We start from the raw sequence: 12,391 nt of genomic DNA on the forward strand, positions 1-12,391 counted from the left end.
GGCTTTGGTGGCGGTACGCGAAGGGCAGCGCAAGCGCGGCAAGGGGCGGTATGTCATCGCCCTGGTGGTCATTCTCCTGGTGGCCTTCATCTGGTGGCGCCATAGCGGGCAGCGCCAGCACGGCTATGGCCCGGTGCCGCAATCGGTGGTCACCGCCAAGGCCGTCAGCGGGCCGATGCCGGTGATTTTGGATGAGCTGGGCACCGTCACCCCCACCGCCACGGTGACGCTGCTGCCGCAGATTTCAGGTTATATCACCCAGATCGCCTTCACCGAGGGGCAGATGGTCCAGAAAGGCCAGTTCCTGGTGCAGATCGACCCGCGGCCGTATCAGATCCAGCTTGAGCAATATCAGGCGGCGCTGGCCAAGGACCAGGCCAGCCTGGACCAGGCGCGCTCCGATTATGCGCGCTATCTGAAGCTGGAAGCGCAGAACAGCATTTCCGCGCAGACCGTCTCGGACCAGAAATTCACCGTGGCCCAGGATGCGGCGGCTGTGAAATCCGACCAGGCGAATATCGACACCGCCAAGCTCGATCTGGCCTATTGCCATATCACCTCGCCGGTGACCGGGCGGATCGGCCTGCGGCTGGTCGATCTGGGCAATTACGTCACCTCCGGCAGTTCCACCGGGCTGGCGGTGGTGACCACCATAAGCCCGACCACGGTGGAGTTTTCCGTCGCCCAGCAGGATCTGACGCAGATTCTGGAACAGCTCGAACAAGGCCGGACCCTGCAGGCCAGCGCCTATGAGAGCGACGATGTGACCAAGCTGGAGGATGGCACGCTCTCGGCTGTCGATAACCAGGTGAACACCTCCACCGGCATGGTGAAATTGCGCGCCGATTTCGCCAATACGGATAATAAGCTCTTCCCCAACCAGTTCGTGAATGTGCATCTGCTGGTGAAGACGCTGCAGAACGCGACCCTGGTGCCCAGCCCCGCGGTGCAGGAGGGCGCGCCTGGCGCCTATGTGTATGTGGTGCAGCCCGATAATACGGTGAAGATGGTGCCGGTGACCACCGGCCCGACCGATGGCTTCAACACCGTCATCACCAAGGGGGTGAGCCCGGGCGATGAGGTGGTGGTGGATGGCGTCGACCGGCTGACCGATGGCAGCAAGATCACCCCCTCGGGCAGAGAAACGGTGACCACCAACGGGGCGCCGGAGGCCATCGCGCCCAGCGCGGCCAGCCAGGCGCCATCCGGCAAACCTGGCGGCTGGCATCATAAGAAACAGAACGGCCAGGCCGCCGGCCAGTGAACCCCTCCCGGCTTTTCATCCTCCGGCCGGTCGCGACATCGCTGCTGATGATCGCCTTCGTGCTGGTCGGGCTGGTGGCGTTCCAGTATCTGCCGGTCGCGGCCCTGCCGGATGTGAATTACCCCACCATCGAGGTGGAGACCTTCTATCCCGGCGCATCGCCGGATGTGGTGAGCACATCGATCACCGCGCCGCTGGAGCGCCAGCTGGGCCAGATGCAGGGGCTCAACCAGATGTCGAGCCAGAGCTCGGCCGGGGCCTCGGTGATCACGCTGCAATTCGATCTGTCGCTGAGCTTGGATGTGGCCGAGCAGGAGGTGCAGGCGGCGATCAACGCGGCGGGAAATTTGTTGCCGAGCGATCTGCCGGCGCCGCCGATCTATAACAAGGTCAACCCGGCCGACGCGCCGATCATGACGCTGGCGATCACCTCGAAGACGATGAACCTCATCGATGTGCAGCGTCTGGTGAATTCACGCCTGGCCTCGAAAATTTCCGAGATTTCGGGGGTCGGTCTGGTCAGCCTCGGGGGCGGCAATGAGCCGGCGATCCGCGTCGAGGTGAACCCGCAGGCGCTCGCCGCCTATGGCATTTCCATCGACAATGTCCGCACGGATATCGCCAATCTCAACGTCAATTCGCCGAAGGGCAGTTTCTCCGGCCCGGTGCAGAATTACACGATCAACGATAACGACCAGATCACCGACCCCGCGCAATATAACAAGCTGGTCATCGCCTATAAGAACGGCACGCCGGTTTTCCTGAAGGATGTCGCCAAGGTGGTCTCCGCGCCGGAAAATGCGGAGCTGGGCGCCTGGGTGAACAGGACGCCGGCGATCATCCTGAATGTGCAGCGCCAGCCGAACGCCAACGTGATCAAGACGGTGGATGCGATCAAGCGGTCCTTGCCGACACTCACCCAAGGGCTGCCGCCGGCGATGAATATTCAGGTGGTGAGCGACGGCACCATTTCCATCCGCGCCTCCGTGCGCGATGCCGAGTTCGAACTGCTGCTCTCGATCTTCCTTGTCGTCGCCGTGATCTATCTGTTCCTGGGCAGTCTGCGGGCGACGGTGATCCCCAGCATCTCCGTGCCGGTCTCGCTGATCGGCACGCTGGCGGTGATGTATCTCTGCGGCTACTCGATCGATAATCTCTCGCTGATGGCGCTGATCGTCGCGACCGGCTTCGTGGTGGATGACAGCATCGTGATGATCGAGAATATCGCCCGCTATCTGGAGATGGGCGAGAGCCCGATGCAGGCGGCGCTGAAGGGGGCGGGGCAGATGGGCTTTACCATCATCTCGCTGAGCGTCTCGCTGATCGCGGTGCTGATCCCGCTTCTGTTCATGGGCGATGTCACCGGGCGGCTGTTTTCCGAATTCGCGGTGACGCTGGCGGTGACCATCGTGATTTCGGCGGTGGTGTCGCTGACTTTGGTGCCGATGCTGTGCTCGCGGATTCTGCATGAGCATGCGCAGGAAAAACCCGGGCGGATCGCGCTCTGGGCGGAGCGGCAGTTCGCGCGCATCGTCGCCGCCTATGGGCGCGGGCTGAGCTGGGTGCTGGCGCATGCGCGCCTCACGTTGGCGCTGTTCATCGCCACGCTGGCGCTGACCGGCTTGATGTATGTGTTCATTCCGAAAAGCTTCTTTCCGGTGCAGGATACCGGGCAGATCCAGGGCATCAGCCAGGGGGCGCAGAGCACCTCTTACGCGGCGATGGCGCAGCACCAGCAGCAGCTGGCGGATGCCTTGCTGAAAGACCCGGATGTGGTCAGCCTGACCAGCTATATCGGCGTGGATGGCACCAACACCACGCTGAACCAGGGCCGCTTCCTGATCAATCTGAAACCCAAGAGCGAACGCAGCCTCTCCGCCAGCGCGCTGATCCCGCGCCTCAACCGCGCGGTGGCGGGTGTGCCGGGGATTTCGCTATACCTGCAGCCGGTGCAGAGCCTGACTTTGGATACCAGCGTCTCGCCGACACAGTATCAGTTCGTGCTCGAGGACCCGAATAGCGGGGATTTCACCAGCTACGTGCCGAAGCTGTTGGCGGCGCTGCAAAGCCTGCCGCAGATCACCGGTGTCGCCAGCGGGCTGCAGGCTTCGGGCAACTCGGTTTATATCGACATTAACCGCGCCAATGCGGCGCGCTACGGCATCACCCCGGCGACGGTGGATAGCGCGCTCTATGATGCCTTCGGCCAGCGCATCATCTCCACCATTTTCACCCAGAGCAACCAGTTCCGCGTCATCATGGGCGTGCCGGCGGATAAGATGACCTCCATCGCGTCGCTGGGGAATATCTATCTGCCCTCCTCCTCTTCGACCGGCGGGGTGGTGCCGCTTTCGGCCATCGCCAGCTTCAGCGTGCGCAAAGTGCCGCTGGTGGTGGAGCATCTGGGACAGTTCCCGGCCACCACCATTTCCTTCAATGTCGCGCAAGGGGCGACGCTGGGGGAGGCGGTGAATGCGATCAAGCGGGCGGAGACGCAGGTGAAGCTGCCGACCGCGATGCAGACCTCCTTTCAGGGAGCGGCGGCGCAGTTCCAAAGCTCGCTCTCGAATGAGGTCTATCTGCTGATCGCGGCGATCATCGCGGTCTATATCGTGCTGGGCGTGCTCTATGAGAGCTTCGTGCATCCAGTCACCATTCTCTCGACGCTGCCATCGGCCGGGATCGGCGCGCTGCTGTTCCTGTGGCTGGCCGGCGACGGGCTGGGGGTGATCGGGATTATCGGCATCGTGCTGCTGATCGGCATTGTGAAAAAGAACGCGATCATGATGATCGATTTCGCTTTGCAGGCGCAGCGCCATGAGGGCAAAGCACCGCGCGAGGCGATTTATGAGGCGGCCTTGCTGCGCTTCCGGCCGATTTTGATGACGACGCTGGCCGCCTTGCTGGCCGGGCTGCCGTTGATCTTTGGCGGCGGCATGGGCTCTGAGCTGCGCGCACCTTTGGGGCTGGCGATCGTCGGCGGTCTGCTGGTCAGCCAGGTGCTCACTTTGTTCACCACGCCGGTGATCTATCTTGCCTTTGAGGCTTTGGCGGTGCGGCTGCGCGGGCAGCGCGCATGAATATCCCGGCGATCTTCATTCGCCGGCCGGTGGCCAGCATCTTGCTGACCATCGGCATCGCGCTCTCCGGCATGCTGGCCTTCACCCGCATGCCGGTGGCGCCGTTGCCGAAGATCGCCTTTCCGACCATCCAGGTCATGGCGCAGATGGCCGGCGCCAGCCCGGACACCATGGCCTCGACCGTGGCCGCACCGCTGGAGCGCCATCTCGGCGCGATTGCGGATGTGACGGAGATGACCAGCCAATCCGGCATTGGCAGCACGCGCATCACGCTGCAATTCGGGCTGGACCGCAACATCAACGGGGCGGCGCGCGATACCGAGGCGGCGATCCAGGCGGCGCGGGCGGATCTGCCGACCAGCCTGCGCGCCAACCCGACCTATCATGAGTTCAACCCGGCCGATATTCCGATCATGGTGCTCGCACTCACCTCGGACACGATGACGGCGGCGCAGCTCTATGATTCCGCCGATACCGTGCTGGAGCAGCAATTCTCCCAGGTTTCCGGCGTGGGCGAGGTGGAGCTGGGCGGCTCGGCGCTGCCGGCGGTGCGGGTGGAGCTGCAGCCGGGGAAGCTGGCGCAATATGGCATCGGGCTGGAGGATGTGCGCGCCGCCCTCGCCGGTGCCAACGCGAATGCGCCGAAAGGCTATTTCGATGTCGGCCCCAACCGCTATCAGCTCTACACCAACGACCAGGCGACGACGGCGGCGCAATATCGCGGTCTGGTGATCGCCTATCGCAATGGCCAGGCGGTGAAGCTCTCCGATGTCGCGGATGTGCAGAACTCGGTCGAGAACACCCAGAATGCCGGCTATTATAACGGCAAGCATGCGGTGCTGGTGATTGTCCATGCCACGCCGGATGCGAACATCATCAACACCGTCGATGACATCAAGAAGCTGCTGCCGAGCTTGCGGGCGGCCTTGCCGCCTTCGGTGCATATCGGCGTGGCGATGGATCGCAGCCAGTCCATCCGCGCCGCCGTGGACGATACCGAGCGGACCTTGTTCATCGCCGTGCTGCTGGTGGTGGGGGTGGTGTTCCTGTTCCTGCGCTCGCCGCGCGCCACGCTGATCCCCGGGCTGGCGGTGCCGGTCTCGATCATCGGCACCTTCGGTCCGATGTATCTGCTGGGTTTTTCCATCGATAATCTCTCGCTGATGGCGCTGACCATCGCCACCGGCTTCGTGGTGGATGACGCGGTGGTGGTGGTGGAAAACACCATGCGGCATCTGGAAGACGGGATGAGCCCGCTGGATGCGGCGCTGAAAGGCGGCGCCGAGGTCGGTTTCACCGTGCTCTCGATGAGCCTCTCCTTGATCGCGGTGTTCGTGCCGATCCTGCTGATGCCGGGGCTGCTTGGGATGTTGTTCAGGGAGTTCGCGGTGACGCTGTCGCTGGCGATCATCATCTCGCTGATCGTCTCGCTGACCATCACCCCGATGCTCTGCGCGCTGCTGCTGAAGCCGCCTTCACATGAACCAGGGCGCAAGCGGCGGGTGCTGGATGCGATCGAGCGCGGCTTCACCGCCGCGCGCGATGGCTATGAGCGCTCGCTGCGCTGGGCGCTGCGCCATGCGCGGCTGGTCGGGTTCGGCTTCCTGGTCACCATCATCCTCAACCTGGTGTTGTTCGTGGTGGTGCCGAAAGGCTTCTTCCCCGAGCAGGATACCGGGATGATCATCGGCAATATTCAGGCCGATCAATCCACCAGCTTCGCGGCGATGTCGGCGAAGCTCAAGACGGCCCAGGCGATCATCCAGAAGGACCCGGCGGTGGCCTCGGCGGCGGGGTTTACCGGCGGGCGCTCGACCAATACGGCGATGATGTTCATCACGCTGAAGCCGCTCAGCGAACGTCATCTCTCGGCCACCGCCATCGTCGCCCGGCTGCGCCCGCAGCTGGCGAAAATTCCCGGCGCGCAGACCTTCCTGGTGCCGGCACAGGATTTGCGCGTTGGCGGGCGGCAGAGCAACGCCGAATATCAATACACATTGACCAGCGATGATGCCGCGACGCTGCAGAGCTGGGTGCCGAAGATCGTCGCCGCGCTGAAGCAGGACAAGGCGCTGCTGGATGTGAATTCGGATATGCAGACTGGCGGGCTGGAGACCGACATCAAGATCGATCGCGCCCAGGCCTCGCGGCTGGGGCTGACGCCGCAGCAGATCGACGCGACCCTTTATGACGCGTTCGGCCAGCGGACGGTCTCCACCATCTATAACGAGCTGAACCAGTATGAGGTGGTGATGGAATTCGCCCCGCAATACCAGCAGACGCCGAATGATCTGAAGCGCATCTATGTGAGCACCTCGGGCGGCAGCGCCAGCGGCGCCAGCGCCACCCAGCTCGCCGCCGGGGCGGTGAGTGCCAGCACCACCAGCACCAGCGCGAGCAGCCGCACCAGCAGCGTGGCGCTGGACAGCGCCACCAATGCCGCGATCAATTCGATTTCCGGCAGCAAGAGCGCCTCCTCCGGCACCGCGGTGAGCACCAACAAGGAAACCATGGTGCCGCTTTCGGCCTTCGCCACGGTGACGCCGGGAACCACGCCGATTTCAGTCAATCATCAGGGCGGGCAACTGGCGGCGACGATCTCCTTCTCGCTGCCCGGCGGCACGGCGCTGGGCAGCGCGGCGGCGGAGATACAGAAGACGATGAGCAATCTCGATGTGCCGCTGAGCATCAAGGGCAGTTTCGCTGGCACGGCGGCGGCGTTCAAATCCTCGCAATCCTCCGAGCCGCTGATCATTCTGGCGGCGCTGGCGGCGGTCTATATCGTGCTGGGCATTCTCTATGAGAGCACGATCCATCCGCTGACCATTCTCTCCACCATTCCCTCGGCCGGCATCGGGGCGACCTTGTTCCTGCTGATGTTGAACACGCCGCTGACCATCATCGCGCTGATCGGCGTGATTTTGCTGATCGGCATTGTGAAGAAGAACGCGATTTTGATGATCGATTTCGCCCTGGCGCTGCAGCGTGGCGAGGGGATTGCGCCGGAGGAGGCGATTTTCCGCGCCGCCGTGCTGCGCTTCCGGCCGATCATGATGACCACTTTCGCCGCCGTGCTGGGGGCGTTGCCGCTGGCCATCGGCATCGGCCAGGGGGCGAGTTTGCGCCAGCCGCTGGGGTTGACCATCATTGGCGGGCTGCTGGTGAGCCAGGCGCTGACACTTTACACCACACCGGTTCTGTATCTCTGGCTGGAACGGCTGGGCACGACATTGCGCGGCGGGCGGGATAAGGCCGCGCCGCGTTCAGGTAGCATTGTGGAGGCGCCATGAGGCGGATTGCGTTCATCGGCCTGTTTGCCCTCTCGGGCTGCATGGTTGGGCCGAATTACCAGAAGCCGAAGCTGGCGGTGCCCGCCGGCTACAAGACCGCGCCGGGCTGGGTGCAGGCGCAGCCGGCGGATGGCGCGCCAAAGGGCCAATGGTGGCGGAATTTCCAGGACCCGACGCTGGATCAGCTCGAAGCCCAGGTGGCGGTGAACAACGCCGCGCTGGCGGCGGATTTCTACGCCTACCAGCAGGCGGTGGCGCTGGCGCAGGAAGCGCGCGGCAGCCTGTTCCCGACGCTAGCACTCACCGGCAGCGCCACGCGCAGCGGGCAGGGGGGCAGCTCCGGCGGTGCCGGGCTTTCCAGCGGGCCGAAAACCTCCGGCACCTTCGAGGGCCAGGCGAGCTGGACGCCGGATATCTGGGGCAAAATCCGCCGCCAGGTGCAGAGCAATGTCGCCGCCGCGCAGGTGAGCGCGGCCGACCTCGCCAATGCCACGCTGAGCGCCCAGGCCAGCCTGGCGCAGGATTACGTGTATCTGCGCACGGCGGATGCGAATATCGCGCTGCTGAACCAGACCATCGCCGCCTACCAGGATAGTCTGCGGATCACCCAGAACAAATATAATGCCGGTACCGTCTCGCAAGCCGACGTGTTGACGGCGCAAACGGAGTTAGAAGGCGCGCAATCCAGCCTGATCTCCGAGCAGGCGACGCGGGCGCAATATGAGCACGCCATCGCGCTGCTGACCGGGCATGCGCCGGCGGATCTCTCCATCCCGGACGGGAAGCAGATCGCCAGCGTGCCGGTGGCGCCTCCGCAGGTGCCGAGCACGCTGCTGCAGCGCCGGCCCGACATCGCCGCCGCCGAGCGCGCCATGGCCGAGCAGAATGCCAATATCGGCGTCGCGGTGGGGGCGTATTATCCGGATCTCAGCCTCTCGGCGCTGGGCGGGTTTTCGGCGACGCCGATCGGCGCGCTGTTCAGCGCCTCCAACGCGCTGTGGTCGCTGGGCGCCTCGGCGACCGGTGATTTGTTTGAAGGCGGCGCGCGCGCGCAGGCGGTGGCGGCGGCGAAGGCGGGCTATCTGGAGAGTGTCGAGACCTACCGTCAGACGGTGCTGAGCGCCTTCCAGGCGGTGGAGACGGATCTCTCCAATCTGCAGATCTATACGGCGCAGGCGCAGGTGCAGGCGCGGGCGGTGGCGGATGCGCAGCGTGCCGCGCAGATCGCGCTGAATGAGTATCGCGCCGGAACGGTGGATTATACCACGGTGGTCACGGCGCAGGTGACGCTGCTTTCCGACCAGCAGACGGCCCTGTCGATCCAACAGAGCCGGCTGCTGGCCAGCATCGCGCTATATGCGGATCTGGGCGGCGGGTTCGAGGCCAAGGACCTGCCGAGCGCGGCGACGATTCAGAGCGGGCTGCCATTTGCGCCGTGAATAAAAACGGGCCGGGAATGATATCCCGGCCCGTTTTGTTCAGGGCTGAATCATTCCCACTCGATTATTAATGGACAAGAATTATCCTTCCAAATCAATGTAATTATAAAGGCATCCCCTGATAATGCCATGAAAAATACCACGTTGGGCCAAAGCAGCCCTTCTTTTAGGTCAGTAGCTGGGCGACCTCGCCCTGATTGGATAGCAGCGTGACCGCCTTCTTGTCGAAGGACACGAAAGTTTCGCCGCCCAGCCACTTGCCCTCATGCGCCATGATGCCATCGGCGAAGTCGCCACCCGCTTCCAGCAGCGCAAGCCCGGCCTCCACGGCGGGGCGATTCATGACCACGTTTCCCGCGTCCAAGAGCGCCCGGATGGCTACTGCCACATCCTCTTTCGGCAACTTGGCTCCCTGCCTCAGCAGCCACACCAACTCGCACAGCGACGGCAGCGACACGGCGATCAGCGTGGCGTCCTGGAGCAACTTGCGCGCGGTGCGGCATTGTGCGGCGTCGTCTTGCAGGATGGCGCGGGCCAGCACATTGGTGTCGGCGGTGATCTTCATTCGTCGCCCAGCTCACCCGCCCAACCAGCGGCGATGATGTCGTTCATCTCCTCGATGCTGAGCGGCTTTTTTAGCTTCACCTTGCCGTCCAGCGCATGGATGAAGCCGTCAATTGTGCCGCTTGGCCGTGCCGCGCGCACCTTCAACTCGCCGCCCGGCAGCTTTTCAAACTCAACCCTCTCCCCCGGCTTGATGCCGAGGTGCTGTAGCAAGTCCCGCTTCAACGTGACCTGCCCCTTCACCGTGACTGCTAGCGATGCCATCAAAGCCTCCTTAGCCCTGTCTTCTAATGTAAGGTGTTTTTTCATTACCGTCAAGGTGAGGCATCTCAGCAAGCCGGTAAACGTTCGGATACCTATTCGAGATTCGCCCTAGATCGGCCGCATTCCGGTGCAAGTTGGATAGCCTGAGCAACCCCAAAACTGCCTTGCTGTACGGGAGCCGCGTCGGGCGATCCTTCGCATCATGGGCTCCCAAATCGTGGACAACTGACAGCATTTGTTCGTAGTAGTCTCTTTACCGCATAGCGTCCCGTGTACGGATTTTGGCGGCCGTGATTAGCGCGATACTCTATTGTTTTATTTTCGCGGCTGCTGCGTTACCGTACGCAGCCGAGAAGCATCATCACGATCCGATATGCTGGTTCGTAGCAGGACAACACCTTAGGGTCGGGGTCTACCTCGCCATGCAGCAGTGCGTTGCGCATGGCATAGATCGTTTCGATCAATCCCGACAATAGTTCTTCAGGCGAACACTGAAACTCCATCGCCCCGACCTGTAGGCGATCTGCACCGCCGCGCAGGAGATTGCGCATCGGGCGCGGGTTGCAGCCGTCATAGACCTGTCGCAGCGTGGTTTGCTGGGCGTCCGATAGGTTCGCAGTAAAGTTGGCATGACCATAGACCGCGTTCGGCTCATACTGCGCTTGCACGTGCTCGAATTTTACGTTCCCGCTACGAATCGACGTTACGGTGATGTGGATATTGCCACCTGCAATCTTCTTGGCTTTGTATTCATGCCCGTTGCGCTCGAGTCGTTCGCGGTTGAATTGCTTGGGTGCGATGCAAACACTTCGAAGCGAGATTTGCTCGTTCACGCCCTTCCGCGTCACCTCGAAATGGATGTCGTCCAGACGGATTTGCAGGTCCGAGATCGCCAGTTTCAGCGCCTGTGCTTCTGCGGTGTCGTTGTCGTTGCGCAGCAGGGCGAGGATACCCCGGCGAACCGAGTTTGGCTGGCCCTTGACCCAATCCAGCATCGCCCGTTCCTGCGTCTGCGCTGAGGCATGACGGAACCACGCATTAAACGCAGCCCAGGCTTTGACGAAGGGGCCGATATAGTCGATTTCGGCGCGGTTCATCCAGTCCGCAGCGTGGGGAGGCAGGGCCATCAGATCGCCCCCTCTGCCTGGTCAAGGTAGGCCATGGCGGCGGGTTCGCCGTCTTCAATCGCAATCTCGACTGCGCGTTTCGCCGCATCCAACAGATCATTGGCGCGGCGTTCTTCATCGAACGCGGACAAGATCGCCGCCCTGACCGACTGCTGCACTGCATCCGGCGCATCCCAAATCATGATCCGGGCAATGTCGCTCGGATAGAGCTCGACCTGGCCCGATGACCCCTTGATATGCCGTTCGATCTGCCACTGCCCCAAGGGGCTGTTGAGGAAAACTGCCAGATAGACAGGATCAACGTGATCCGTTCGAAGCACTGTGACATGGTTATCAGGCAAGGCCCGCTGGCCGTGGAGGTACGGGGCCGTTCGGCCAATCGTTCCTTCACCGGTTCCGTTCACGAGCACGTCGCCCGTTTCGATCACAATGCCAGCGCCAGGTTCGGCGGCAGTTCGATTATCCACAAGGATCACGCGATTGGTTCGAACGTGCTTCGAGTTGATGACCGGCAGCCCTTCATCGGCATATTTTGGCTGTCGGCCCCGCGTATTAGCTGAGAGTAACGAACCCAGCCCACAGGCAGAGCCTGTTGCCAGAAGCCGCGCTTCAACCTCTGCGAATAGCGGACGGAAGAATTGAGCATCAATCCGCTCTGCGGTTAAGGCGCTGCTGGCGCTAGCCGTGAACGAAAGTGGCTGCGGAGGTGTCCAGCCTCGCAATCCAAGATGGTTAAGAAGCTCGCCTTCGGCTCTTTCTTGCGATGACTGGCTCGCTTTATATTCAATAGCTTGCCGATCATAAATCCTCGAGATGCGTGACTGCAAACTCGTCGACAATTTCGGCACAAGAATGCGATCAACATCGTTCGGATACAGATGAAGCTGCCCAGTCGCGCCCGTGATATATCGCTCGATCTGTGCTTGACCATAACTAGAGGCCAAGAACGCTGACAGACACGCTGGTGAAAAACCTTTAATCCTGACGACCGTTACCTCGGAAACTGTGGCGAAATCGCCGTCGCTTCGAAACAGTTGGACTTTTCCGATCGACCCTTGCCCAATCGACGAAATCAGAATGTCATTTTTCTTAACAAAGAACGCCTCTGCCCGATCCGAGCTGCGCAACAAAAGGTCGGGCTGGAAACTGTTTGAAATATCGCCAGAGCGGATGACCGGAAAGTCACCTTCCTCGGAGTAGCCAATATTCCTCCCTTTGAGAGGACGTACTGTTAAATCAGAAACATGGAGGTGGGGTAATTCCTCTATTCGACGAATTGCCTCTAATGCCGCGCGATTTTGGAATTGCGCGTCAAGCCGGAGCTTCGGATTATCTTTTGGCAATTCACTCGATGAGATTATCG

Annotated in this window: 8 protein-coding genes; 4 read left to right on the plus strand and 4 right to left on the minus strand. The window is 62.1% G+C overall.

The window, feature by feature from the left end; translation table 11 throughout:
* The first annotated feature begins 7 nt into the window (after window positions 1–7).
* The 4 genes from T331_RS0100140 to T331_RS16790 are packed head-to-tail and all read left to right on the plus strand — an operon-like array spanning window position 8 to window position 9,073.
* The gene (locus tag T331_RS0100140) at window positions 8–1,264 is read left to right on the plus strand and encodes an efflux RND transporter periplasmic adaptor subunit (protein WP_244876859.1); all 1,257 of its coding nucleotides are present in this window, start codon (window positions 8–10) and stop codon (window positions 1,262–1,264) included.
* A complete protein-coding gene (locus T331_RS0100145; protein WP_026438575.1) occupies window positions 1,261–4,344 on the plus strand; it encodes an efflux RND transporter permease subunit in 3,084 nt (1,027 codons plus the stop codon). Before T331_RS0100140 ends, T331_RS0100145 begins: the two co-directional genes overlap by 4 nt.
* Entirely contained in the window at window positions 4,341–7,634 is a 3,294-nt protein-coding gene (locus T331_RS0100150) for an efflux RND transporter permease subunit (RefSeq protein ID WP_026438576.1), read from the plus strand. The genes T331_RS0100145 and T331_RS0100150 overlap by 4 nt, the downstream gene beginning before the upstream one ends.
* Window positions 7,631–9,073 (plus strand): efflux transporter outer membrane subunit, encoded by a 1,443-nt coding sequence (locus tag T331_RS16790; RefSeq protein WP_035178663.1) that lies wholly within the window; start codon window positions 7,631–7,633, stop codon window positions 9,071–9,073. The genes T331_RS0100150 and T331_RS16790 overlap by 4 nt, the downstream gene beginning before the upstream one ends.
* A gap of 166 nt (window positions 9,074–9,239) precedes the next feature.
* Here T331_RS16790 and T331_RS0100160 read toward each other — a convergent pair whose 3' ends face one another.
* The 4 genes from T331_RS0100160 to T331_RS16795 form a co-directional block, all read right to left on the minus strand.
* Window positions 9,240–9,638 carry a type II toxin-antitoxin system VapC family toxin gene (locus tag T331_RS0100160; protein ID WP_026438577.1) on the minus strand — a complete coding sequence of 133 codons (399 nt, stop codon included), beginning with the start codon at window positions 9,636–9,638 and terminating at the stop codon, window positions 9,240–9,242.
* Window positions 9,635–9,946, minus strand: coding sequence for an AbrB/MazE/SpoVT family DNA-binding domain-containing protein (locus T331_RS0100165; RefSeq protein WP_244876878.1), 312 nt, complete (start codon window positions 9,944–9,946; stop codon window positions 9,635–9,637). Before T331_RS0100165 ends, T331_RS0100160 begins: the two co-directional genes overlap by 4 nt.
* A gap of 290 nt (window positions 9,947–10,236) precedes the next feature.
* Complete coding sequence (locus T331_RS0100170; RefSeq protein ID WP_026438579.1) at window positions 10,237–11,028, minus strand: hypothetical protein; 792 nt, start codon at window positions 11,026–11,028, stop codon at window positions 10,237–10,239.
* Window positions 11,028–12,371, minus strand: a complete 1,344-nt coding sequence (locus T331_RS16795; RefSeq protein WP_211248650.1) for a restriction endonuclease subunit S — start codon at window positions 12,369–12,371, stop codon at window positions 11,028–11,030. The genes T331_RS0100170 and T331_RS16795 overlap by 1 nt, the downstream gene beginning before the upstream one ends.
* Between the last annotated feature and the right edge of the window lie 20 nt (window positions 12,372–12,391).

Source organism: Acidocella facilis ATCC 35904 (assembly GCF_000687875.1).
Classification (GTDB): Bacteria; Pseudomonadota; Alphaproteobacteria; order Acetobacterales; family Acetobacteraceae; genus Acidocella; species Acidocella facilis.